Source organism: Pseudomonas chlororaphis subsp. piscium (assembly GCF_003850345.1).
GTDB classification, from domain to species: Bacteria; Pseudomonadota; Gammaproteobacteria; order Pseudomonadales; family Pseudomonadaceae; genus Aquipseudomonas; species Aquipseudomonas piscium.
On sequence record NZ_CP027707.1, the window covers coordinates 5,563,089 to 5,585,500 of the forward strand.

Here is a 22,412-nt window from a genome sequence, read left to right on the forward strand (position 1 = left end):
CATCGCCACCAGGCCAGCCTCAAGTTGCCTATGCTCGAGACGACAGCACTGCCAGGGAAAGCATTGCCCCCGCCACTGGACACCCGCTACCAGGTCGAAACGCCAGAAGGCATCGACCTGCCGCTGCGGCCAGCGGGGCTGATGCCGCGCGCCCTGGCCTTTGCCATCGACCTGGGCTTTCGTGGCCTGATCCTCGGCGTACTGTTTATTGTCCTGGGATTTCTCGGGCAGCTCGGCATGGGCCTGGGCTCGATCCTGCTGTTTCTGGTCAGCTGGTGGTACATGGTGCTGTTCGAGGTGCTGAACCAGGGCTGCTCGCCAGGCAAGCAACTGATGGGCCTGCGGGTCGTGCAGGACGATGGCACGCCCATCGGCTGGGGCCCTTCCCTGACCCGCAACCTGCTGCGTTTTGTCGACATGCTGCCGTTCGGTTATTGCCTCGGCGCCATCAGTTGCCTGCAACACCCGACCTTCAAGCGCCTCGGCGACCTGGCCGCCGGCACGCTGGTGATCTACCGCGAGCAGCCGGTGGCCCGTCCGACCTTGCCGGCAGTACCCGCTAAAACCGCCGCCTTCGCCCTGAGCCTGGCCGAACAACGGGCCATCCTCAGCTTCGCCGAACGCCAGGAGCAACTGTCCGCGCAGCGGGTCCAGGAACTGGCCGCCCTGCTCGCCGAGCCCCTGCATGTAACGCCCACGCAGGCCACTGCCGAACTCAATGGCATCGCCTGCGGGCTGCTGGGGCCGACATGAAACAGAGCCTGTTCGAAAGCCGTCATCAAGCCTTGTGGCAGCGCCTGCGCGAACAGCTCGAGCAACTGGAGCGCGGCCAGGCGACGCCCGAGACCTGCGTCCGTTTCCCCGAGGATTACCGGCGCCTGTGCCAGCACCTGGCCCTGGCCCAGGAGCGCGGCTACAGCAGCTTCCTGGTCGATCCGTTGCAGCAACTGGCGCTGCGCGGCCATCAGCAGCTCTATCGCCAACGCAGCCCGCTGGGCGCCCGGGTCCTGGGCTTCATCCTGGCCGGTTTCCCGCAGCTCGTGCGCGAGCAATGGCGCTTCGTCCTGGCCGCCAGCCTGGTGTTCTTTGGCAGCCTGCTGGGCATCGGCCTGCTGGTGTACCTGGTGCCCGAGCTGATCTACAGCGTGATCAGCCCGCAACAGGTGGCCGAGATGCAACGCCTCTACGAGCCGAACGCCAGCCGCCTGGGCCGGCTCGCCAACCGCGCCGCCGGCGAAGACTGGATGATGTTCGGCTACTACATCATGAACAACATCGGCATCGCCTTTCAGACCTTTGCCAGCGGCCTGCTGTTTGGCCTGGGCAGCCTGTTCTTCCTGTTTTTCAACGGCCTGACCATCGGCGCGGTAGCCGGCCACCTGACTCAGATCGGCTATGGCGCCACCTTCTGGTCGTTCGTCGTCGGCCACAGTGCCTTCGAGCTCAGCGCCATCGCCCTGGCCGGCGCGGCGGGGCTGAAAATGGGCTGGGCGCTGATCGCCCCCGGGCGCCTGCCCCGCGGCGAAGCCTTGCTGCTGGCCGCGCGCACCAGTGTGCAGTTGATCTGCGGGGTCATCCTGTTTCTGCTGATCGCCGCGTTCATCGAAGCCTATTGGTCCTCCCTGACCTGGCCCGCGGCCTGGATCAAATACCTGGTCGGCGGCACCTGCTGGCTGCTGGTCCTGGCCTACCTGATATTCGCTGGACGCCGTCATGCGCCTGAGTGAAGCCAGCGTGGTGATTCGCCCCCGCACGACCTGGGAAGCCATGGACCTGGGCGTATTGCTGAGCCAGCGCCACCGGCGCCTGCTGATGACCAGCTGGGCGCTGATCACCCTGCCGGTGTTCGCCCTGCTCAGCCTGCTGCTCTGGGACTCGCCCACCCTCGCCCTGCTGCTGTTCTGGTGGCTCAAGCCGGCCTTCGAACGGCTGCCGCTGTACATCCTCGCCAAGGCCCTGTTCGGCGAAACCCCGACCTTGCGCCAGGCCCTGCGCCAATGGCCACGGCTGCTCAAGCCACAACTGCTGGCCAGCCTGACCTGGCGCCGCCTGAGCCTGAGCCGCAGCTTCATCATGCCCGTGGTGCAGCTCGAAGGCCTGAGCGGCGAGGCGCGCCAGCAGCGGGTGCACGTGTTGCTACAGCGTAATGCCGGGGCCGCGCACTGGTTGACTCTGATCGGCGTGCACCTGGAAGGCATCTTGTGGGTCGGTCTGCTGGCGCTGTTCTATCTGCTGCTGCCACAGCAGATCGAGCTGGACTGGGACTGGCAGACCCTGATCGCCGCCGCCCAGCAGGACTGGCTCTGGCTCGAACACCTGACCAACGCCTTTTATGCCCTGATCCTGATTATCTGGGAGCCGGTGTACGTAGCCTGCGGCTTCAGCCTTTACCTCAATCGCCGCACACTGCTGGAGGCCTGGGATATCGAACTGGTGCTGCGCCGCCTGCGGCAGCGCTTGAGCGGCGTCGCCCTGCTGCTGGTCCTGGGCGGCCTGAGCCTGCTGCCCCTGGCACCCGAGGCCTGGGCCGCCGAACCGCTCGCCACGCCCGACAGCCCGCGCCTGCTGGATCAGCCGCTGACCAGCCAGGCCGCGAAAGACAGCATCAACCAGATCCTCGACCAGCCGCCCTTCAAGAACCCGCAGACCCTGACCCGTTACCGGTTCGACGAAGACAGCCCGAAAAGCGCTGAAGAATCTGAACTGCCGGGCTGGCTCAAGGCCCTGACCGATCTGCTCGACAGCAGTGTCTTCGGCACCGCGGCCAAAGCCCTGGAGATCTTGCTCTGGGCCCTGCTACTGGGGGCGCTGGCCTTGCTGGTGTGGCGTCATCGTGAGTGGTTGCGGGCCTTTGTCGGCCGCCGACCGCGGTCGGGCAAGGTCCCCGCGCGAACCGCTCCGCAACAGTTGTTCGGCCTGGACCTCAGCCCCGACGCCTTGCCCGAGGATGTCGCCGCCGCTGCCGAAGCGCTCTGGCCACAGCAGCCTCGGGAGGCCCTCGGGTTGTTGTACCGCGCGCTGCTGAGCCGGCTCCTGCATGACTTCCGCCTGCCGCTGAAACCAGCGGACACCGAGGGCCAGGTCCTCGAGCAGATCAAGGCTTTGCAGTTGCCCCAGCTCCAGGCGTTCAGCAGCAGCCTGACCCAGCACTGGCAGAACCTGGCCTACGGTCATCGCCTGCCTCCCGCTCAACTGAAGCAGGAACTGTGCGATGGCTGGCGGACCCTGTTCGGCCCGGGAGCGCCACGGTGAACCGGCGCCTGCTGCCGCTGCTCGCGCTATTGGTCGCCGGCTTGCTGGGCGGCTTGCTGCTGTACCTCTACCTCAACGCCAGGCCCTATCAGGAAACCATCGATCACGGCCCTTCCCCGCAAGCCCGCGCCAACCCTTACCTGGCGGCGGAAATGTTCCTACGCCAGCGCGGCCTGCAGGTTCACCACGCCAACGGCCTGGAGGTGCTGCCAACCCTCAAGCCGGAACAGCACAGCCTGTTGCTGCTGGGCGAGCGCTCGAACATGACGCCGCAGCAGGTCGAGCAACTGCTGGACTGGGCCAGGGCCGGCGGGCGCCTGCTGTTCGTCGCCGAAGCGTTGTGGAACAAAGAGGCCGGACGCAGTGGCGACCTGCTGCTCGATCGCCTGCACCTGCGCCAGTTTCTCAGCAAGGACCTGAAGGCCCCGCCGCCCGACGCCGGCAAAGAGCCCTACCCGAAACTGACCAAGCTCTACCTGGAAGATGAAGACGCCCCGGCCTACATCGGTTTCGACACCGACTTCCACCTGGAAGACCCGGACAACCTCGCCCAGTCCTGGGCCAACAGTGCCCGGGCGACCCACATGATGCAACTGAGCTACGGCAAGGGTTCGGTTACCGTGCTCACCGACGCCGAGATCTGGAAGACCCCGTTGATCGCCAAGTACGACAACGCCTGGCTGCTCTGGTACCTGAGCGCCGACAGCGACGTCACCCTGCTGTTCGACACCGATCACGACAGCCTCTGGAGCCTGCTGCTGAAGTATTTCCCTCAGGCGCTGGTCGCCCTCGCCGCACTGCTCGGCCTGTGGCTGTGGCATGTCGGGGTTCGCCACGGACCGATGCAGGCACCGACGCCCAAAGCCCGGCGCCAGTTGCGCGAGCACCTGCAAGCCAGCGCCCACTTCCTGCTGCGCCGTACCGGTCAGCAAGGGCTGCTGCATGCCCTGCGCCAGGACATCCTGCGCCGCGCCCAGCATCGGCATCCCGGTTTCGAACGACTCACCGCCGCCGAACAAGGGCAGGTCCTGGCCCGCCTTACCCGGCAACCGGACAGCGTCATCAGCCAGGCCTTGGCTCCCCAGCCGAAACAACGCCTTTCCAGCGCCGACTTCAGCCGCCTGGTCACCCACCTGCAAACTCTCAGGAATGCCCTATGAGCGACCTTCCCGCCGAACCGCTTCCCGCCACCGAGCCCGGTCATGCGCAAGCGCATGCCGTCCAGCAACGCCAGCGCGCCAGCCAGTTGGCCCAGGCCCTGCGCCATGAACTGCAAAAGGCGGTGATCGGCCAGGACGCGGTGATCGACGACGTGCTCACCGCCCTGATCGCCGGCGGCCACGTGCTGCTCGAAGGCGTGCCCGGGCTGGGCAAGACCTTGCTGGTGCGCGCCCTGGCCCGTTGCTTTGGCGGCGAGTTCGCACGCATTCAGTTCACCCCGGACCTGATGCCCAGCGACGTCACCGGCCATGCGGTCTACGACCTGCAGACCGAGCAGTTCAAGCTGCGCAAAGGCCCCTTGTTCACCAACCTGCTGCTGGCCGACGAGATCAATCGCGCACCGGCCAAGACCCAGGCCGCCCTGCTCGAAGCCATGCAGGAGCGCCAGGTCACCCTCGAAGGCCGGGCGCTGCCCATCGTCCAGCCCTTCATGGTCCTGGCCACGCAGAACCCGATCGAACAGGAAGGCACCTACCCGCTGCCGGAAGCCGAGCTTGACCGTTTCATGCTCAAACTGCGCATGGATTACCCGGACAGCGACCAGGAATTGAACATGGTCCGCCAGGTCACCCGCTCGCCCCGGGCCGACATGCTCGACGTACAGCCGCTGCGCACCCTGCTGCAGGCCAAGGACGTGCTGGCCCTGCAGCGGATCGCCAGCGACCTGCCGCTGGACGAGCAAGTCCTCGACTACGCCGTGCGGCTGGCCCGGGCCACCCGCAGCTGGCCGGGCCTGACCCTCGGCGCCGGACCGCGGGCGTCGATCGCCCTGGTACGCGGGGCGCGGGCCAGGGCCTTGTTGCGGGGCGGCGAGTTCGTTATTCCGGACGACATCAAGGGCTGCGCCCTGGCGGTACTGCGCCATCGCGTGCGGATCGCCCCGGAGCTGGATATCGAAGGCCTGTCGGTGGAGCAGGTGCTCAAGCAACTGCTCGATCAAGTACCGGCACCGCGACTATGAGCTTTGTGATTATGAGCTTCGTGACTGCGAGCCCGCCAAAGCGATGAAACCCTCACGTCTGTTTCTGACCTGGCTTGGCGTCTTGCTGGCGCTGGACGTGCTGCTCGGCGCCGCGCGCGCCTACGGCCTGGCGGTCGCGGCCAGCCTGCAAGCGATTGCCTGGGGCCTGCTCCTGGCCCTGTTGCTGCTGGCCATGCTGGACGCCTTCCGGCTCAGGCGCCTGCCTTCGCCCCAGCTCCAACGCCAGTTGCCTGGCAGCCTGCCCCTGGGCCGCTGGAGCGAAGTGCGCCTAGAAGTTCGCCACGACTTTGCCCAGCCGCTGACCCTGGAGCTGTTCGATCATGTGCCGGACGGCCTGGGCTTCGAGTACCTGCCGCAGTCGCTGCTGCTGGAGCCGGGCCAGTCACAGGAGCTGGGTTATCGGGTGCGGCCGCTCAAGCGTGGCCATTTCAACTTCGAGCGCTGCGAGGTCAGCTTGCCCAGCCCGCTGGGCCTGTGGTCGACGCGGCGGTTGCTGAAGCTCAACGACAGCACGCGCGTCTACCCGGATTTCGCCCGCCTCTACGGCGCCCGGCTGCTGGCCGTCGACAACTGGCTGAACCAGATCGGCGTACGGCAACAGCCCCGTCGCGGCCTGGGCCTGGAATTCAATCAGCTGCGCGAGTTTCGCGAGGGCGACAGCCTGCGCCAGATCGACTGGAAAGCCACCGCCCGGCAACGCACGCCGATTGCCCGCGAGTACCAGGACGAACGCGACCAGCAGATCGTCTTCATGCTCGACTGCGGTCGACGCATGCGCAGCCAGGACGGGGAACTGGCGCATTTCGACCATGCGCTCAACGCCTGCCTGCTGCTCAGCTATGTCGCCTTGCGCCAGGGCGACGCGGTGGGCCTGAGCACCTTTGCCGGCGAACGCCGCCGTTACCTGGCGCCGGTCAAGGGCGCGGGCCAGTTGAGTGCCTTGCTCAACACTGTCTACGACCTGGACAGCAGCCAGCGCTGCGCCGACTTCCAGGCCGCCGCCAGCGAGCTGCTGGCTCGGCAGAAACGCCGGGCCCTGGTGGTGCTGGTGACCAACCTGCGGGATGAGGACGACGAGGAACTGCTGACCGCGGTCAAGCGCCTCGGGCGCCAGCATCGGGTGCTGGTGGCCAGCCTGCGCGAGGAAGTCCTCGATCATCTGCGCCAGGCGCCGGTGCACAATCTGCCGGACGCCCTGGCCTACTGCGGCACGATCAATTACCTGAATGCCCGTACCGACCTGCATGAACGCCTGAGCGCCCAGGGCGTTGCCCTGCTCGATGTGCGGCCGGGTGAACTGGGGTCGGAACTGGTGACCCGTTACCTCAGTTGGAAAAAGGCCGGGACGCTGTAACGCTCAGGCGGAGGTCTGCAACGGGTAGAAACTGAAGTAGGTGCGCAAGGCCGTCACCAGCTCGCGGTACTCGGGAGGCGAACGCAGCAGCACGAAGCCGGTGTCGTAATGATGGGGCGTGACATCCTCATGGCACCAGCGACAGGAGGCGGTGATCTCGATCGATTGCAGCTGGCCGTCGCGGCCGGGAACCTGCAGGCGCAACTCGAAATCGGCGCCGATCAGCATCGGCAACTGGCTGATCAACATGAAGCCGTCTTCGGAGACGTTGCCCAGGTAACCGATGGGTCGATCGGTCAGCCGATTGAACACTTTCAAAAAACACGGCAACTGGTGCCGCTCGATCCGCCGGTCCGTGAACATGTCATGCATCGCTATTTAAGAAGGTCATTGCACATCGTCGCGCCGAGGACTGCTGGCCCCCGGCCGGCCCATTTTAGAAACGATACTCTAAAACAGGCTCACAGATGTTAGTTCAAGGCTCACGCGAGACCATCAATAGAATGATGACGAGTATTACAATGCAGTCGGACGCGCCTGAGCACTATTGCGCGAAGGGTAATGACCCAGTTGCTGCAGGGTTTCCAGACGCGCACGGGCGCGGTAGGCGTACTCGCTGTTGGGGTGCTCGGTGATGATGTACTGATAGGTCTGCACGGCATCGAGGAACAGCTTCTGCCGCTCCAGGCACTGTCCGCGCAGCATCGACACCTCGGGCTGGATATAAGGGCGCGAGCGACTCGTGCGGTCGACCTGGCTCAGTTCCAGCATCACCCGTTCGCAGTTGCCGGCGTCATAGGCGCGGTAGGCGGTATTCAGATGATGGTCCATCGACCAGCGGGTACAGCCGACAACACTGACGGCCAGGGCAGCAATGAGCACGAATCGCATGGGAGTTCTCCTGTCTTGTGCACGTTATCGACCCGCGTTGGAAAATCTTCAGGAATGTTCGTTTAAAGAAACAAACGAATAAGTAGTGCAAACGAACAATGACTACAGCTGCGGACCATAGTAGCCTCTCGTTGCGCTTGAACTCAGGAGTCTTTGCATGTCCGTCCGTCGTACCAAAATCGTCGCTACCCTTGGCCCGGCCAGTAACTCGCCGGAAGTTCTCGAACAGCTGATTCTGGCTGGCCTGGACGTCGCCCGCCTGAACTTCTCCCACGGCACCCCGGACGAGCACAAGGCTCGCGCCAAGCTGGTGCGTGACCTGGCCGCCAAGCATGGCCGCTTCGTCGCGCTGCTGGGTGACCTGCAAGGCCCGAAGATCCGTATCGCCAAATTCGCCAACAAGCGCATCGAGCTGAAGATCGGTGACAAGTTCACCTTCTCCACCAGCCACCCGCTGACCGAAGGTACCCAGGACATCGTCGGCATCGACTATCCGGACCTGGTCAAGGACTGCGGCGTGGGCGACGAGCTGCTGCTCGACGACGGTCGCGTGGTGATGCGCGTCGACACCGCCACCAACACCGAACTGCATTGCACCGTGACCATCGGCGGCCCGCTGTCGGACCACAAGGGCATCAACCGTCGCGGCGGTGGCCTGACCGCCCCGGCCCTGACCGAAAAAGACAAGGCCGACATCAAGCTGGCCGCGGCCATGGACCTGGACTACCTGGCCGTGTCCTTCCCGCGTGACGCCGCGGACATGGAATACGCCCGCCAACTGCGCGACGAGGCCGGCGGCACCGCCTGGCTGGTGGCGAAGATCGAGCGCGCCGAAGCCGTGGCCAACGACGAGACCCTCGACGGCCTGATCAAGGCTTCCGACGCCGTGATGGTGGCCCGTGGTGACCTGGGCGTGGAAATCGGCGACGCCGAGCTGGTGGGCATCCAGAAGAAAATCATCCTGCACGCCCGTCGCCACAACAAGGCGGTGATCGTCGCGACCCAGATGATGGAGTCGATGATCCAGAACCCGATGCCGACCCGCGCCGAAGTGTCCGACGTGGCCAACGCAGTGCTCGACTACACCGACGCCGTGATGCTCTCGGCCGAATCCGCCGCCGGCGCCTACCCGCTCGAAGCGGTGCAGGCCATGGACCGCATCTGCATCGGCGCGGAAAAGCACCCGACCAGCAAGACCTCCAGCCACCGCATCGGCAAGACCTTCGAGCGTTGCGATGAAAGCATTGCCCTGGCCACCATGTACACCGCCAACCACTTCCCGGGCGTGAAGGCGATCATCGCCTTGACTGAAAGCGGTTACACCCCGCTGATCATGTCGCGTATCCGTTCCTCGGTGCCGATCTACGCGTTCACCCCGCACCGCGAAGCCCAGGCCCGCACCGCGATGTTCCGTGGCGTCTACACCATCCCGTTCGACCCGGCATCCCTGCCGCCAAGCGAAGTCAGCCAGAAGGCCATCGACGAGCTGGTCAAGCGCGGCGTCGTGCAGAAAGGCGACTGGGTGATCCTGACCAAGGGTGACAGCTACCACACCACCGGCGGCACCAACGGCATGAAGATCCTGCACGTTGGCGACCCGATGGTCTGAGTCCCCCCTGATGCGTCCATAACCGGCGCAGCAGTAAAAAAGCCCCGCAGTGAAAACTGCGGGGCTTTTTTATGAGCCTCTGTAGGAGTGAGCGCGCGGCGATCCGACCTGCCCGCGATAGCTACACCGCGATCCGCCAGAAACAACGCGCCGCCCGCGATCGCGAGCAAGCTTCGCTCCTACAGGGCCGGGATCAGCTCTTGGCAAGAAACCCCGACAATGCAGCCAGCGCTTCCGGCGAATGCAGGCGCTGGGTGAACAGGGCGCCCTCCTCCTCGATCACCTTGCGCAGTTGCTCGCGATCGGGCGTGCGCATCAGCTGCTTGCTGATCTGCACCGCCTGCGGCGCCAGCTTCTCGAAACGCAGCGCCATCTCCCGGGCCTTGTCCAGGGTCGCCGCTCCGTCGGCCAAGGCCAGGTTGGCAATGCCCCACTGCGCCGCCTGTTCGCCACTGAAACCTTCACCCAGCAGCAACAGCTCGGCGGCCTTGGCCTGCCCAAGCAGGCGCGGCAGGATCAGGCTGGAACCGAATTCGGGGCACAAACCAAGATTGACGAACGGCATGCGCAACCGGGCATCGCGGCTGACGTACACCAGATCGCAATGCAGCAGCAGGGTGGTGCCGATCCCCACGGCCGGGCCCGCGACCGCGGCGACCACCGGCTTGCGGCATTCGAACAGGCTGAGCATGAACTGAAAGACCGGGCTGTCGAGCCCGGTGGGCGGCTGCTGGAGGAAGTCGGCAATATCGTTGCCGGCGGTAAAGCAGTCACTGCTGCCGCTGATCAGTACCGCGCGGACCTCAGGGTCGGCGTCGGCGTGCCGCAGCCCTTCGGCCAGTTGGCTGTACATGGCCCGGGTCAGGGCATTTTTCTTGTCCGGGCGGTTCAGCCGCAGGGTCAGCAGCCCGCCCTCGCGTTCAAGCAGGATGGTATCGGTCATGGGTGGTCTCGCTCAGGACGGATCAGCGCTCAACCACGGGGCAGGAATACATCGGCCAGCAGTTGATTGCGCGGCAGCCCCGCCAGGTACAAGCGTCGGGCGAAAGCATCGACGCTGTCGGGGTGCCCGCAGAGTAAGGCCTGGGTTTGTCGCGAAACAAGCCGCAGTTGTGCCAAAGCCGCTGGCAGCTCGGTCGCGGTCAGCAGCTCGACACTGAGGTTGGCGCGGCTCGCCGCCAGCGCCGCCAGGGGCTTGGCCAGGTAATGTTCGCTGGCGTCATGGGCCAGGTGAATGACGCGGATGGCGCCTTGATGATCCTGGCGCAGAGCCTCGCGCAGGATACCGAACAACGGCGCCAGCCCGGTGCCCGCCGCCAGCAGCCACAATGGCCGGGTTTGCCAGTCCGGGTCGTAATGCAGCGCCCCGCCGCGCAGTTCGCCCAGGCGCAGCCCATCGCCGGGCTTGAGCTGGCGCGCCGCGTCGCTGAACTCGCCGGGCTGGCGGCAATCGAGGTGGAACTCGAGAAAGCGGTCTTCGCCGGGCAGACTCGCCAGCGAATACGGCCGCGCCACACCGGAAGCCGTCCACAGCACCAGGTGCTGGCCGGCCTGATAACGCAGGTTGCGCTCCGGCTGCAAACGCAGGCGCAGCACCGTGGCCGACAGCCAGTCGACACCCACCACCTCGGCCGGCGCACCATCGCGCAGCGGGTCATAGGTTTCGACCCGCAGGTCTTCCACCACCTGACACTGGCAGGCCAACCGCCAGCCGCGCTGGCGCTGATCGTCGCTCAAGGCATCGGGCCGACTGTCGCTGGGCAGACCCTCGACACAGTGCACCAGGCAGGCGTGACAACTGCCGGCGCGGCAGCTGTAAGGCACCGCCACGCCGGCCTGATTCAAGGCATCCAGCAGATTGCTGCCGGCGGCCACCGACCACTGCCGTTCACCGACACGCAGCTCAGGCATCGATATTTTCCCAGGCCGCGGCGCAGCGGTTGCGCCCGTCGCGCTTGGCCCGGTACAGCGCCTGGTCGGCACGTTGCAGGGCGTCGTCCAGATCGTCGCCCAGCTCCACCAGGGTCATCCCCACGGACAGGCTCAGGCCATGTACCTCGACCCCGATCAACTGGGCGTCCATGAAGGCCACGCGCAGACGCTCGCAGCAGGAGGTCAGGCGTTCGGGATCGCAATCGGGCAACAACATGACAAACTCCTCGCCGCCGTAGCGGGCCAATACATCGCCATCGCGCAAGCAGGCGCTGGCCACGGCGGCGAACGCCTGCAGCACCTGATCGCCGGCGGCATGGCCGTGCACGTCGTTGATCCGCTTGAAGTGATCGAGGTCGATCAGCGCCAGGCCATGCATCTGGTCCAGGCTCATCGCGTGCAGTTCGCGCGAAGCCAGCCGCAGGAAATGCCGCCGATTGTACAGACCGGTCAGTTCGTCGGTGGCGACCAGGTCTTCCAATTGTCGCATCATGCCGCGCAAGGTGTCCTGGTGGGCCTGCAAGGCGAAACGCCGTTGCCGCATGCGCTGCCGGGAAGCCTGCACATAGCTGGCATACAGGCACAGCCAGGCCAGCACCACGAACAGCACACACACCTGCAGCACAGCAAGCATCGGATCGGCCAGGCGGAAGTGGTAGCCGTCCCACAGCGTGATCCCGGCAAAGCCGATGAAAATGCACAGGGCGCAACGCACGAAGGCCCGGCGAGGAAGGTGGAACAGGCCGAACAACAGCATCAGCAGATAGAACACCAGGAAGGTGCCGCGCGCGGTATCGAGGTGGGCCAGCATCCAGGTCTGCCAGCCGATGCCCAGGAGGATCTGGATCTCGGTCAGGCTCGGGTCGCGAAAGCGCAGGTTGCGCCCGGACACGAACAGCCAGAACAGCACCGCCTGGCTCAGCACCACCAGGCCGGTATCGATCAGCGCCGAACGCAGCGGCGCCGAATAGTGGCCGCTGAAAATCGCCAGCCAGAGCAGCAGTAACGCCAGTCCATAGGTACCCGCCGCAAGAACGAAGCGCTTGAGTAAAAGACTCTGGATAGCGTTATGGGTCAATCGTTGACTCACCATGCGAAAGGGGGCTTTAAAGAGTTTCCTACCCTACAGGCCACTTGCCACTTTAGTGGTGTCGCCAAAAAATAACTATCCCATTTTTGTCCCCGCCCAGCGCCATCCCGCCCCGGACCGCGCCTACCGCATGCCTGGCGGCATCCCGGCTGGCGTGTCCCGGGCATGCGACTTTGGTTTGACTGCCGGCGCGTGTGCCTGGCCCCGAGGCGCGGTATACTGCCGCGCCTTTTTAGCGTCGCGCCAGTGTGTCCGGCGTGCCTTGAAGGTGTTTGCAACCGACCGATGCACCCAAGCTGCAAGCACCTTATTAAATGTTCCCGTCTTTTAGAGGAGCGCGACTCATGACCGTGATCAAGCAAGACGACCTGATTCAGAGCGTTGCCGACGCCCTGCAATTCATTTCCTACTACCACCCCGTGGACTTCATCCAGGCGATGCACGAAGCCTACCTGCGCGAAGAATCGCCAGCGGCCCGTGACTCCATGGCGCAGATCCTGATCAACTCGCGCATGTGTGCCACCGGCCACCGCCCGATCTGCCAGGACACCGGTATCGTCACCGTATTCGTACGCGTGGGCATGGACGTGCGCTGGGACGGCGCGACCATGAGCCTGGACGACATGATCAACGAAGGCGTGCGTCGCGCTTACAACCTGCCGGAAAACGTCCTGCGGGCCTCGATCCTCGCCGACCCGGCGGGCGCTCGTAAAAACACCAAGGACAACACCCCGGCGGTGATCCACTACTCCATCGTTCCCGGCAACACCGTGGAAGTGGACGTGGCGGCCAAAGGCGGCGGCTCCGAGAACAAGTCGAAGATGGCCATGCTCAACCCGTCCGACTCGATCGTCGACTGGGTGCTGAAGACCGTTCCGACCATGGGCGCCGGCTGGTGCCCGCCGGGCATGCTCGGCATCGGCATCGGCGGCACCGCCGAGAAAGCCGCGGTGATGGCCAAGGAAGTGTTGATGGAATCCATCGACATCCACGAGCTGAAGGCCCGCGGCCCGCAGAACCGTATCGAAGAGATGCGCCTGGAGCTGTTCGAGAAGGTCAACCAGCTGGGCATCGGCGCCCAGGGCCTGGGCGGCCTGACCACCGTGCTCGACGTGAAGATCATGGACTACCCGACCCACGCCGCCTCCCTGCCGGTGTGCATGATCCCGAACTGCGCCGCGACCCGTCACGCGCACTTCGTGCTCGACGGCTCGGGCCCTGCGTCCCTGGAAGCGCCACCTCTGGACGCCTACCCGGAAATCGTCTGGGAAGCCGGTCCGTCGGCCCGTCGCGTCAACCTCGACACCCTGACCCCGGAAGAAGTGCAGAGCTGGAAGCCGGGCGAAACCGTCCTGCTCAACGGCAAGATGCTCACCGGTCGCGACGCCGCGCACAAGCGCATGGTCGAGATGCTGAACAAGGGCGAAACCCTGCCGGTGGACCTCAAGGGTCGCTTCATCTACTACGTCGGTCCGGTCGATCCGGTCGGTGACGAAGTGGTGGGCCCGGCTGGCCCGACCACCGCGACGCGGATGGACAAGTTCACCCGCCAGATCCTCGAGCAGACTGGCCTCTTGGGCATGATCGGCAAGTCCGAGCGCGGCCCGACCGCGATCGAAGCGATCAAGGACAGCAAGGCCGTGTACCTGATGGCCGTCGGCGGCGCTGCCTACCTGGTGGCCCAGGCGATCAAGAAGTCCAAGGTCCTGGCCTTTGCCGAACTGGGCATGGAAGCGATCTACGAGTTCGAAGTCAAAGACATGCCGGTCACTGTCGCGGTCGACAGCAAAGGCGAGTCGGTGCACATCACAGGTCCCGCCATCTGGCAGAAAAAGATCAGTGAAAGCCTGGCGGTAGAAGTGCAGTAAGCGCTTCGACCGGTCACCCAAGGCGGCGTTGCTCGATGAGCAGCGCCGCCTTTTTCATGCCTGCCCGGGCCAGGGCTGTCCACGATCAACGAAGCCTCGGACAGGCATGTTATCTTGCCTGCCCCTTTCAGCCTGCCCTTGACTCATGGTCCAGATCTCCCGCCCGCTGCGCTTGACCTTCTATACCCTGGTGATTCTCGCCGGCGCCGTGGTCAGCGCGACCTTCGCCATGCGCCATGCCGAACGTCAGGCGCTGGAGGACGATGCCGCCCGCGCCAGCGAGCAACTGGCGCTGTACGCCAACTCCCTGCATACCCTGATCGAGCGCTACCGCGCCCTGCCCGCCGTGCTGGCGCTGGACCCGGAACTGCGTTCGGCGCTCAAGGGCCCGGTCGGCCCGGAACAGCAGGACGCCCTGAACCGCAAACTGGAACGGATCAACGGCGCGGCCCGCTCCTCCACCCTGGAACTGCTGGACCACACCGGCCTCGCGGTGGCCGCCAGCAACTGGCGCCTGCCCAGCAGCTACGTCGGGCACAACTACGGCTTTCGCCCCTACTTCAGCCAGACCCGCAGCCAGGGCAGCGGACGCTTCTATGCGGTGGGCGTCACCAGCGGCATTCCCGGTTATTTCCTCTCCAGCGCGGTCAAGGACGAGCAGGAACAGTTCCTCGGCGCCATGGTGGTGAAACTGGAGTTTCCCGAACTGGAACGCGAATGGAGCCAGGGCAGCGACACCCTGCTGGTCAGCGATGCCCGTGGCATCGTGTTCATCGCCAACCAGCCGGGCTGGCGTTATCGCCAGTTGCGCCCGTTGTCGGACAGCGACCGCGCCGAACTCAAGGCCACCCGGCAATACGACAAACAACTGCTGACCCCGCTCGAACATCGGCCGCTGCGACGCTTTGACGACGACAGCACGCTGACCCGGGTCGAGGGTCCGGACGGCAGCGTCGACTACCTGTGGGAGTCCCTGCCCCTGGCCACCGAAGGCTGGACCCTGCATCTGCTGCGCCGCCCGCAGATCGCCTTCGAAGACCGCCGCAATGCCGGCCTGGCCGCCGCCGGCGCCTGGCTGACCCTGGTATTCCTGCTGCTGTTCCTCAACCAGCGCTGGCGCCTGGCCAGGCTACGCCAGCGCAGCCGCGAGGAGCTCGAACGCCTGGTCGAGGAGCGTACCCGTGACCTGCGCACCGCCCAGGACGGCCTGGTGCAGTCGGCCAAGCTGGCGGCCCTGGGGCAGATGTCCGCGGCCCTGGCCCACGAAATCAACCAGCCGCTGACCACCCAGCGCATGCAACTGGCCACCCTGCGCCTGCTGCTCGATCACGGGCGGGTCGACGAGGCCTACCAGGCCCTGAAACCGCTGGACGATATGCTGACCCGCATGGCCAGCCTCACCGGCCACCTGAAAACCTTCGCCCGCAAGAGCCCCAGCGGCCTGCGCGAACGCCTGGACCTGGCGGCGGTGGCGGATCAGGCCCTGCAACTGCTGGACACCCGGCTGCGCGACGAACAGGTCGACATACGCCTGCAACTGACGCGCCCGGCCTGGGTGCGCGGCGATGCCATACGCCTGGAGCAGGTGCTGATCAACCTGCTGCGCAACGCCCTGGACGCCATGCACGACAAGCCCCTCAAGCAACTGGAAATCCGCCTCGAAGCCAACCAGCAGCTGTGGAGCCTGAGCGTCATCGACAGCGGTGGCGGCATCGCCGAAGAACACCTGCCGAACGTCTTCGATCCGTTCTTCACCACCAAGCCGGTGGGTGACGGCCTGGGCCTGGGCCTGGCAGTGTCCTACGCTATCGTCCACGAACTGGGCGGGCGCCTGAGCGCCGGCAATCAAGGCCAGGGCGCGATCTTCACCCTGAGCCTGCCCATCGACCTGGAGGCGCATATCCCATGTTGAATTCGGTGATGCTGGTCGACGACGAAGCCAGTATTCGCACCGCCGTCGAACAATGGCTGAGCCTGTCGGGCTTCGAGGTGCAGCTGTTCAGTCGCGCCGAGGACTGCCTGGCCCGGCTGCCCAGGGACTTCCCCGGGGTGATCCTCAGCGACGTGCGCATGCCTGGCATCAGCGGCCTGGAGCTGCTCAAACAGGTGCAGCAGCGCGACGCCGACCTGCCGGTGATCCTGCTGACCGGCCACGGCGACGTGCCGATGGCGGTGGAAGCGATGCGCGACGGCGCCTATGACTTCCTGGAAAAACCCTTCAGCCCGGAAACCCTGCTGAGCAGCCTGCGCCGGGCCCTGGATAAACGCGGCCTGGTCCTGGAGAACCGGCGCCTGCACGAACAGGCCGATACCCGGGAGAAAATCGATTCCACCCTGCTCGGCGTGTCCCGCGCCTTGCAGACCCTGCGGCGGCAGGTGGTCGACCTGGCCGCGCTGCCGGTCAACGTGCTGATCCGCGGCGAGACCGGCAGCGGCAAGGAACTGGTCGCCCGCTGCCTGCACGACTTCGGGCCGCGCGCCGACAAGCCCTTTGTCGCCCTGAACTGTGCGGCAATCCCCGAGCAACTGTTCGAAGCCGAACTGTTCGGCCATGAAAGCGGTGCCTTTACCGGCGCCCAGGGCAAGCGCATCGGCAAGCTGGAATACGCTGACGGCGGCACCCTGTTCCTCGACGAGATCGAAAGCATGCCGCTGGCCCAGCAGGTCAAGCTACTGCGGGTGCTGCAGGAACAGAAGCTCGAGCGACTGGGTTCCAACCAGAGCATTGCCGTGGATCTGCGGATCATTGCCGCGACCAAGCCGGACCTGCTGGACGAAGCCCGCGCCGGGCGTTTTCGCGAGGACCTGGCTTACCGCCTGAACGTCGCACAGCTGCGCCTGCCGCCGCTGCGGGATCGGCGCGAGGACATCCCGCTGCTGTACGAACATTTCGCCCACGCCGCCGCCGAGCGCCTGGGCCGCGGCGTCGCGCCCCTGAGCGGGGCGCAGTTGAGCCGCCTGCTGAGCCACGACTGGCCGGGCAACGTGCGCGAGCTGGCCAACGTCGCCGAACGCCAGGTACTCGGCCTGGGCGAGCCGGAGCCGGAAAGCATCGACCCCGGCCAGTCCCTGGCCGCGCAGCAGGAAGCCTTCGAGGCGCAATGCCTGCGGGCCGCGCTGACCCGGCACAAGGGCGACATCAAGGCGGTGCTCAATGAGCTGCAGCTGCCGCGCCGCACCTTCAATGAAAAGATGCAGCGCCATGGGTTGGCGCGGGAGATGTTTCTCGGGGAGGAGTGATGCCCGAGGAGATGTTTTATCCGGGCCATCCCTATCGCGGGCAAGCCTCGCTCCGACTGTAGGAGCGAGCGGGCGGCGATCCGACTTGCCCGCGATAGCATCCTCACAAACGCCGCTCAGTCGGCAAATTTCCGCTCACGCACTCCAAGAAATGAGCGGATTTCCGCTCATCGATTTCTCAAGACCCTTCTAAACCGGGCCTCTCGGCTCCTGGCACAGCTCCTGCTATAGCCCCTGCAGGCTGCGTTTCGGCGCGCTCCACAAAAACAATTAAATGAAGGATCCGTCATGGATAACTCGCAAACCCTGCCTCTTGGGGCGGCAGCTGCGCCTGCCAAAGAAAAGACCACCGCCAGTCGCCTGAAATCGATCTTCAGCGGTTCGGTCGGCAACATGGTCGAGTGGTACGACTGGTACGTCTACGCCGCCTTCTCCCTGTACTTCGCCAAAGTCTTCTTCCCCAAAGGCGACACCACCGCCCAACTGCTCAACACCGCCGCGATCTTCGCCGTGGGCTTCCTGATGCGGCCGATCGGCGGCTGGCTGATGGGGCTCTACGCTGACCGCAAGGGCCGCAAGGCCGCGTTGATGGCCTCGGTGCTGCTGATGTGCTTCGGCTCCCTGATCATCGCCCTGACTCCCGGCTACGAAACCATCGGCGTCGGCGCCCCGATCCTGCTGGTCCTGGCGCGCCTGATGCAGGGCCTGTCGGTCGGCGGCGAATACGGCACCTCGGCCACCTACCTCAGCGAGATGGCGACCAAGGAACGTCGCGGCTTCTTCTCCAGCTTCCAGTACGTGACCCTGATCTCCGGCCAGCTCATCGCCCTGGCGGTCCTGATCGTGCTGCAGAACGTGCTGACCACCGAAGAGCTGCAATCCTGGGGCTGGCGCATTCCGTTCGGTATCGGCGCCCTGTGCGCGGTCGTAGCGCTGTACCTGCGTCGCGGCATGGAAGAAACCGAGTCCTTCACCAAGAAGAAGGAAAAGCCGAAAGAAAGCCTGATGCGTACCCTGATGCGTCATCCGAAAGAGCTGATGACAGTGGTCGGCCTGACCATGGGCGGCACCCTGGCCTTCTACACCTACACCACCTACATGCAGAAATACCTGGTGAACACCGTCGGCATGAGCATCTCCGACTCCACCACCATTTCCGCGGCGACCCTGTTCCTGTTCATGTGCCTGCAACCGGTGGTCGGTGCGCTGTCGGACAAGATCGGCCGCCGTCCGATCCTGATCGCCTTCGGCATCCTCGGCACCATTTTCACCGTGCCGATCCTCACCACCCTGCACACCGTCCAGAGCTGGTGGGGCGCGTTCTTCCTGATCATGGCGGCGCTGATCATCGTCAGCGGCTATACCTCGATCAACGCGGTGGTCAAGGCCGAGCTGTTCCCGACCGAGATCCGCGCCCTGGGCGTGGGCCTGCCCTACGCGCTGACCGTATCGATCTTCGGCGGCACCGCCGAATACATCGCACTGTGGTTCAAGAGCATCGGCATGGAAACCGGCTACTACTGGTATGTCACCGCCTGCATCGCCGTGTCACTGCTGGTCTACATCACCATGAAAGACACCCGCAAACACTCGCGGATCGAGACTGACTGACCCGCAATAAAAAGCGCGAGGGTGCAAGGCCCTCGCGCTGTGGTGTCATCAGGTAAAGCCTATCGCGGGCAAGCCTCGCGCCTACAGAAGCGGGGCTTGCCCGCGATAACCGCAACGCGGCGCTCGGCTCATCACCCCAACTCAGCCGCCACCTGCCGCTCGCTACGGTTCTTGTAGTACGAAGCCCCGGCAATCATCACCAGCAGAATCCCCGCCAGGACCGCCGACGAGCCGATGGTGCCGAAGTCCAGTCCACCCTTCTCCAGGGGCTTGGTCAGGAAGTCGCCCAGGGTCGCGCCGAACGGCCGGGTCAGCACGAACGCCACCCAGAACAGCAGTACCGAGGAGATCCGGGTGCAGTACTTGAGCACGACCACCAGGGCTATGGTCGAACCGATCAGCAACGCGCCACCGGCAAACCCCAGCCCCGAGTCGTCCGCCAGGTAGTCCCCCAGCGCCGTGCCCAGGGTGTTGGAAAACAGGATCGCCATCCAATAGAACAGCTCGCCGCGCAGGGTCTGGATCTTGTTGACGTTGAGCGGATCGCCGCTCAGGCGCCAGACCGCGAAGATCGCCAGCAGGATCGCAATCAGGATCGCCGAGCCGGTGGCATACCCCAGGCCCAGGGTGCGGTCCATGAAGTCCGACATGGTGGTGCCGGCAGTGCTGGTGGAGAGGATCACGATCCAGTACAGCACCGGGTTGTAGGTTTTCGAGAACAGCTGGGTGACCAGGGTCAGCAGGAACACGCTGATCAGGATCATCGAGCTGATGGCGTAACCGACATTCAGGGTCATCGACAGCAAGTCGCCGGCGGTTTCCCCGAGGGTCGTCGCGCAGATTTTCATGACCCAGAACGCCAGGGTGATCTGAGGGAGTTTATTCATTCGCAGCATTGCTCCAGGGCTCGATTGAGGACGGTCCGTCTTGGACTTCTATGTCGGAGCGAAGGCTGCGGGGCGAGCGGTGAAAAATAGGTAAGTGGCGGATGAAAAAACCGTTGATCACGATTTTTCAACGGTTCGAACAGGTTAATGATCGGTTAATGCCCTGCCCGCATTCTGCCCCCATCGAAATCGGTGTCGGCGCGTCAAACGCGGCAGAAGCAGGAAAGAGGCTTTATGCAGGTATTTCTGGTGCCACAAACATCGATTAAATCGATATTTCTAAGCATTTATTTGCGCTTTTTAATCAAATTAACTGGCGTAGTATCTATTCCACACCCACTGCACAAAACGTCAACGAACCTGGAGTGACCACCATGAAAAGCAAACTGATCCTCGCCCTGACCCTTTCCGTACTGGCTGCCAACACCTTCGCCGCCGATGGCTACGACCGCACCGGCTCGGCCACTTTCACCTCGGGCAGCTCGACCAGCGCCAGCCTGGCTTCCGACGGCTTCAATCGCACCGGTACCGCCGCCGCTATCGCCGCCGACGGTTTCGACCACACTGGCACCGCAGGCGCAGTTGCTTCTGATGGCTTCGATCACACCGGTACCGCAGGCGCAGGCGCAGTCGCCTCCGATGGTTTCGATCGCACCGGCACCGCCGACGCAATCGCTGCCGATGGTTTCGATCGCACCGGAACTGCCGCCACCATCGGCTAACCCTCAGGGATGCCCCGCAGCCCGGCTTCGGCCGGGCCTAGTTGTTTCTGGCCCGGGGAAAACCGCACGCCGCAAGCTGGCATTCACTTTCAATGGCTTGCACTATGACGGCCTTCCCTCTTTGTCCGCGCAAGAGCCTGTCATGTCCGAAGACATCCATTACTACGAACCCGCCCAGGGCCACGGCCTGCCCCACGATCCGTTCAACGCCATCGTCGGCCCGCGCCCGATCGGCTGGATTTCCTCCCAGGACCTGCAAGGCCGGTTGAACCTGGCGCCCTACAGTTTTTTCAACGCCTTCAATTACATTCCTCCGATCATCGGTTTCTCCAGCGTCGGTCGCAAAGACAGCCTGAACAACATCGAGCAGACCGGCGAGTTCGCCTGGAACCTCGCCACCCGCCCGCTGGCCGAGCAGATGAACCAGAGCTGCGCGGCCGTATCGGCCGAGGTCAATGAATTCGAACTGGCGGGGCTGACGCCCGCGACCTCGAAGGTGATTGCTGTGCCGCGGGTAGCCGAAAGCCCGGTGTCCTTCGAGTGCAAGGTCACCCAGATCATTCAACTGCAGCGCGCGGATCAGGAGTTGGTGCCCAGCTGGCTGATCCTCGGCGAGGTGGTCGCCGTGCATATCGCCAAATGGCTGCTCAAGGATGGGATATACGACACCGCCGCGGCAGAACCGATTCTGCGCGGCGGCGGGCCGGCGGATTATTTCCAACTGGGGCCAGAGGCCTTGTTCAAGATGTTCCGCCCGGGGGCGGTCAGGTAGCTTCTCAGATCAACTAGTTTCTCAGATCAGATTGCTGCCCGGATCAGGCCGTTTCCCAGGCCAGTTCGCCGTCTTCGTTCACGTCGATCAACTGCTCAAGCTTCTGCGCGGCAGCCTGGTCGGCGTCGTGGGCGGTCTTGAATTTCTGGTCGTCCAGAACCTTGTGAAAGCGCGGTGCCCCTGAACCACCCAGGGCCTTGACCGCGATGGCGGCGCTGTAGCCCCCTTCACCTGGAACCACGGCGGAAACCGCTTCGTATGCTGCAAACTCTTTACGTGCCATGTTGCTGATCCTGGCCAATGGAAAGTCGGCCATTCTAAACCCTCAGCTGGCCAGCTGGTGTACCGGTGCCCCGTTCAGTTGCGCGTATTCGCCTTCGGCCTGGGCCGCCGAGACGTCGCTGAAGGTATGGAAATCCAGGCTGTTGACCACCAGGTCCTGGACCAGCTCGGCGAATATCGCCATGGCCGGCGAGCAGAAGTAATCGGTCATCGCCTGCTGGCTGCTCCAGAATCCGGATACCAGCCACAAATCAGCGTCGCACTGCGAATGCTGCAAGGCGAACTGCAGGCAACCTGTGGCCTGGCGGGATGGTTCGATCAGACTGCTCAAGCGAGCACCCAACTCGGTTGAGCGACCGGCGCGGGCGCGGACGAATGCCATGTGGCTGACGGGAATATGCGTGGACATGTGCGACCCTCCCAGGGTGGTGTCGAGGCAGCCATGGGACGGGCTGCGACAGGATCCAAGATTAAGCGCCCGGCGCAACGGCCGTTAGTCGATTCCTGCCAGCGTATTGCACAATCCTGCGAACCTGATTTGAGAGCAGCGGATCCAGCCCCTCCCGCGGGGAAAAAACCACAACGTTGTTTCAAGCAAGTGACAGCCCGCGTACAGGACTCTGCTCTGCTCACGCGCGCACGCGTGGCAGGATCAGGCAAGATTTACGCAGGAATCGCCTACCCCTGGCGCTTGCACAA

22 protein-coding genes are annotated in these 22,412 nt (G+C 64.6%); 14 read left to right on the forward strand and 8 right to left on the reverse strand.

What is annotated here, in order from left to right:
• The first annotated feature begins 30 nt into the window (after positions 1 to 30).
• The 6 genes from C4K38_RS25075 to C4K38_RS25100 are packed head-to-tail and all read left to right on the forward strand — an operon-like array spanning position 31 to position 6,809.
• Entirely contained in the window at positions 31 to 753 is a 723-nt protein-coding gene (locus tag C4K38_RS25075; protein WP_053280628.1) for an RDD family protein, read from the forward strand.
• Positions 750 to 1,727 carry a stage II sporulation protein M gene (locus C4K38_RS25080; protein WP_053280927.1) on the forward strand — a complete coding sequence of 326 codons (978 nt, stop codon included), beginning with the start codon at positions 750 to 752 and terminating at the stop codon, positions 1,725 to 1,727. Before C4K38_RS25075 ends, C4K38_RS25080 begins: the two co-directional genes overlap by 4 nt.
• Positions 1,714 to 3,252 (forward strand): DUF4129 domain-containing protein, encoded by a 1,539-nt coding sequence (locus C4K38_RS25085; RefSeq protein WP_053280629.1) that lies wholly within the window; start codon positions 1,714 to 1,716, stop codon positions 3,250 to 3,252. The genes C4K38_RS25080 and C4K38_RS25085 overlap by 14 nt, the downstream gene beginning before the upstream one ends.
• Entirely contained in the window at positions 3,249 to 4,412 is a 1,164-nt protein-coding gene (locus C4K38_RS25090) for a DUF4350 domain-containing protein (protein WP_053280630.1), read from the forward strand. The genes C4K38_RS25085 and C4K38_RS25090 overlap by 4 nt, the downstream gene beginning before the upstream one ends.
• Complete coding sequence (locus C4K38_RS25095; protein WP_053280631.1) at positions 4,409 to 5,434, forward strand: AAA family ATPase; 1,026 nt, start codon at positions 4,409 to 4,411, stop codon at positions 5,432 to 5,434. The genes C4K38_RS25090 and C4K38_RS25095 overlap by 4 nt, the downstream gene beginning before the upstream one ends.
• A gap of 43 nt (positions 5,435 to 5,477) precedes the next feature.
• On the forward strand, positions 5,478 to 6,809 hold the full coding sequence (locus C4K38_RS25100) for a DUF58 domain-containing protein (RefSeq protein WP_053280632.1): 1,332 nt from the start codon (positions 5,478 to 5,480) through the stop codon (positions 6,807 to 6,809).
• Between the two features lie 3 nt (positions 6,810 to 6,812).
• Here C4K38_RS25100 and C4K38_RS25105 read toward each other — a convergent pair whose 3' ends face one another.
• Both C4K38_RS25105 and C4K38_RS25110 read right to left on the reverse strand, forming a co-directional pair.
• On the reverse strand, positions 6,813 to 7,172 hold the full coding sequence (locus C4K38_RS25105) for a PilZ domain-containing protein (RefSeq protein WP_025805939.1): 360 nt from the start codon (positions 7,170 to 7,172) through the stop codon (positions 6,813 to 6,815).
• Positions 7,173 to 7,325: 153 nt separating this feature from the next.
• Positions 7,326 to 7,700, reverse strand: coding sequence for a hypothetical protein (locus C4K38_RS25110; protein ID WP_053280633.1), 375 nt, complete (start codon positions 7,698 to 7,700; stop codon positions 7,326 to 7,328).
• Between the two features lie 157 nt (positions 7,701 to 7,857).
• Here C4K38_RS25110 and pyk point away from each other — a divergent pair, with 157 nt between their 5' ends.
• Positions 7,858 to 9,309, forward strand: coding sequence for a pyruvate kinase (gene pyk, locus C4K38_RS25115; protein ID WP_053280634.1), 1,452 nt, complete (start codon positions 7,858 to 7,860; stop codon positions 9,307 to 9,309).
• 193 nt (positions 9,310 to 9,502) lie between these two features.
• Here pyk and C4K38_RS25120 read toward each other — a convergent pair whose 3' ends face one another.
• Genes C4K38_RS25120 through C4K38_RS25130 form a run of 3 tightly spaced genes read right to left on the reverse strand, consistent with a single transcriptional unit; the run spans position 9,503 to position 12,319 of the window.
• Positions 9,503 to 10,252, reverse strand: coding sequence for an enoyl-CoA hydratase-related protein (locus tag C4K38_RS25120; RefSeq protein WP_053280635.1), 750 nt, complete (start codon positions 10,250 to 10,252; stop codon positions 9,503 to 9,505).
• A gap of 29 nt (positions 10,253 to 10,281) precedes the next feature.
• On the reverse strand, positions 10,282 to 11,220 hold the full coding sequence (locus C4K38_RS25125) for an iron-sulfur-binding ferredoxin reductase (protein WP_053280636.1): 939 nt from the start codon (positions 11,218 to 11,220) through the stop codon (positions 10,282 to 10,284).
• A complete protein-coding gene (locus C4K38_RS25130; RefSeq protein ID WP_053280928.1) occupies positions 11,213 to 12,319 on the reverse strand; it encodes a GGDEF domain-containing protein in 1,107 nt (368 codons plus the stop codon). The genes C4K38_RS25125 and C4K38_RS25130 overlap by 8 nt, the downstream gene beginning before the upstream one ends.
• Positions 12,320 to 12,675: 356 nt before the next feature.
• Here C4K38_RS25130 and C4K38_RS25140 point away from each other — a divergent pair, with 356 nt between their 5' ends.
• From C4K38_RS25140 to C4K38_RS25155, 4 genes are all read left to right on the forward strand, one after another.
• Positions 12,676 to 14,199 (forward strand): fumarate hydratase, encoded by a 1,524-nt coding sequence (locus C4K38_RS25140; protein ID WP_007931196.1) that lies wholly within the window; start codon positions 12,676 to 12,678, stop codon positions 14,197 to 14,199.
• Positions 14,200 to 14,344: 145 nt separating this feature from the next.
• Complete coding sequence (locus tag C4K38_RS25145) at positions 14,345 to 16,111, forward strand: sensor histidine kinase (RefSeq protein ID WP_053280637.1); 1,767 nt, start codon at positions 14,345 to 14,347, stop codon at positions 16,109 to 16,111.
• Positions 16,105 to 17,439, forward strand: a complete 1,335-nt coding sequence (locus C4K38_RS25150) for a sigma-54-dependent transcriptional regulator (protein WP_053280638.1) — start codon at positions 16,105 to 16,107, stop codon at positions 17,437 to 17,439. Before C4K38_RS25145 ends, C4K38_RS25150 begins: the two co-directional genes overlap by 7 nt.
• Before the next feature lie 288 nt (positions 17,440 to 17,727).
• Positions 17,728 to 19,050, forward strand: a complete 1,323-nt coding sequence (locus C4K38_RS25155; protein WP_053280639.1) for an MFS transporter — start codon at positions 17,728 to 17,730, stop codon at positions 19,048 to 19,050.
• 131 nt (positions 19,051 to 19,181) lie between these two features.
• On the opposite strand, the gene C4K38_RS25160 is transcribed toward C4K38_RS25155, so the two are convergent.
• Positions 19,182 to 19,937: a COG4705 family protein gene (locus C4K38_RS25160; protein WP_053280640.1), complete on the reverse strand. Its 756-nt coding sequence runs from the start codon at positions 19,935 to 19,937 to the stop codon at positions 19,182 to 19,184.
• A 101-nt stretch (positions 19,938 to 20,038) separates the two neighbouring features.
• On the opposite strand from C4K38_RS25160, the gene C4K38_RS32410 reads away from it, so the two are divergent.
• The 3 genes from C4K38_RS32410 to C4K38_RS25170 all read left to right on the forward strand — a co-directional run bounded on the left by C4K38_RS32410 (position 20,039) and on the right by C4K38_RS25170 (position 21,431).
• Entirely contained in the window at positions 20,039 to 20,206 is a 168-nt protein-coding gene (locus tag C4K38_RS32410; protein WP_155772909.1) for a hypothetical protein, read from the forward strand.
• Between the two features lie 105 nt (positions 20,207 to 20,311).
• On the forward strand, positions 20,312 to 20,659 hold the full coding sequence (locus C4K38_RS25165) for a hypothetical protein (protein ID WP_053280641.1): 348 nt from the start codon (positions 20,312 to 20,314) through the stop codon (positions 20,657 to 20,659).
• A gap of 142 nt (positions 20,660 to 20,801) precedes the next feature.
• A complete protein-coding gene (locus C4K38_RS25170; RefSeq protein WP_053280642.1) occupies positions 20,802 to 21,431 on the forward strand; it encodes a flavin reductase family protein in 630 nt (209 codons plus the stop codon).
• A gap of 43 nt (positions 21,432 to 21,474) precedes the next feature.
• Here C4K38_RS25170 and C4K38_RS25175 read toward each other — a convergent pair whose 3' ends face one another.
• On the reverse strand, positions 21,475 to 21,747 hold the full coding sequence (locus C4K38_RS25175) for a hypothetical protein (protein ID WP_025805953.1): 273 nt from the start codon (positions 21,745 to 21,747) through the stop codon (positions 21,475 to 21,477).
• A 9-nt stretch (positions 21,748 to 21,756) separates the two neighbouring features.
• The gene (locus tag C4K38_RS25180; protein ID WP_025805954.1) at positions 21,757 to 22,122 is read right to left on the reverse strand and encodes an antibiotic biosynthesis monooxygenase family protein; all 366 of its coding nucleotides are present in this window, start codon (positions 22,120 to 22,122) and stop codon (positions 21,757 to 21,759) included.
• Positions 22,123 to 22,412 lie beyond the last annotated feature (290 nt).

Coding starts and splice junctions, on each gene's coding strand:
- C4K38_RS25075 (WP_053280628.1), top strand. CDS start 31: ATGCTCGAGACGACAGCACTGCCAGGGAAAGCATTGCCCCCGCCACTG.
- C4K38_RS25080 (WP_053280927.1), top strand. CDS start 750: ATGAAACAGAGCCTGTTCGAAAGCCGTCATCAAGCCTTGTGGCAGCGC.
- C4K38_RS25085 (WP_053280629.1), top strand. CDS start 1,714: ATGCGCCTGAGTGAAGCCAGCGTGGTGATTCGCCCCCGCACGACCTGG.
- C4K38_RS25095 (WP_053280631.1), top strand. CDS start 4,409: ATGAGCGACCTTCCCGCCGAACCGCTTCCCGCCACCGAGCCCGGTCAT.
- C4K38_RS25100 (WP_053280632.1), top strand. CDS start 5,478: ATGAAACCCTCACGTCTGTTTCTGACCTGGCTTGGCGTCTTGCTGGCG.
- C4K38_RS25105 (WP_025805939.1), bottom strand. CDS start 7,172: ATGTTCACGGACCGGCGGATCGAGCGGCACCAGTTGCCGTGTTTTTTG.
- C4K38_RS25110 (WP_053280633.1), bottom strand. CDS start 7,700: ATGCGATTCGTGCTCATTGCTGCCCTGGCCGTCAGTGTTGTCGGCTGT.
- pyk (WP_053280634.1), top strand. CDS start 7,858: ATGTCCGTCCGTCGTACCAAAATCGTCGCTACCCTTGGCCCGGCCAGT.
- C4K38_RS25120 (WP_053280635.1), bottom strand. CDS start 10,252: ATGACCGATACCATCCTGCTTGAACGCGAGGGCGGGCTGCTGACCCTG.
- C4K38_RS25125 (WP_053280636.1), bottom strand. CDS start 11,220: ATGCCTGAGCTGCGTGTCGGTGAACGGCAGTGGTCGGTGGCCGCCGGC.
- C4K38_RS25140 (WP_007931196.1), top strand. CDS start 12,676: ATGACCGTGATCAAGCAAGACGACCTGATTCAGAGCGTTGCCGACGCC.
- C4K38_RS25145 (WP_053280637.1), top strand. CDS start 14,345: ATGGTCCAGATCTCCCGCCCGCTGCGCTTGACCTTCTATACCCTGGTG.
- C4K38_RS25150 (WP_053280638.1), top strand. CDS start 16,105: ATGTTGAATTCGGTGATGCTGGTCGACGACGAAGCCAGTATTCGCACC.
- C4K38_RS25155 (WP_053280639.1), top strand. CDS start 17,728: ATGGATAACTCGCAAACCCTGCCTCTTGGGGCGGCAGCTGCGCCTGCC.
- C4K38_RS25160 (WP_053280640.1), bottom strand. CDS start 19,937: ATGAATAAACTCCCTCAGATCACCCTGGCGTTCTGGGTCATGAAAATC.
- C4K38_RS32410 (WP_155772909.1), top strand. CDS start 20,039: ATGAAAAAACCGTTGATCACGATTTTTCAACGGTTCGAACAGGTTAAT.
- C4K38_RS25165 (WP_053280641.1), top strand. CDS start 20,312: ATGAAAAGCAAACTGATCCTCGCCCTGACCCTTTCCGTACTGGCTGCC.
- C4K38_RS25170 (WP_053280642.1), top strand. CDS start 20,802: ATGTCCGAAGACATCCATTACTACGAACCCGCCCAGGGCCACGGCCTG.
- C4K38_RS25175 (WP_025805953.1), bottom strand. CDS start 21,747: ATGGCCGACTTTCCATTGGCCAGGATCAGCAACATGGCACGTAAAGAG.
- C4K38_RS25180 (WP_025805954.1), bottom strand. CDS start 22,122: ATGTCCACGCATATTCCCGTCAGCCACATGGCATTCGTCCGCGCCCGC.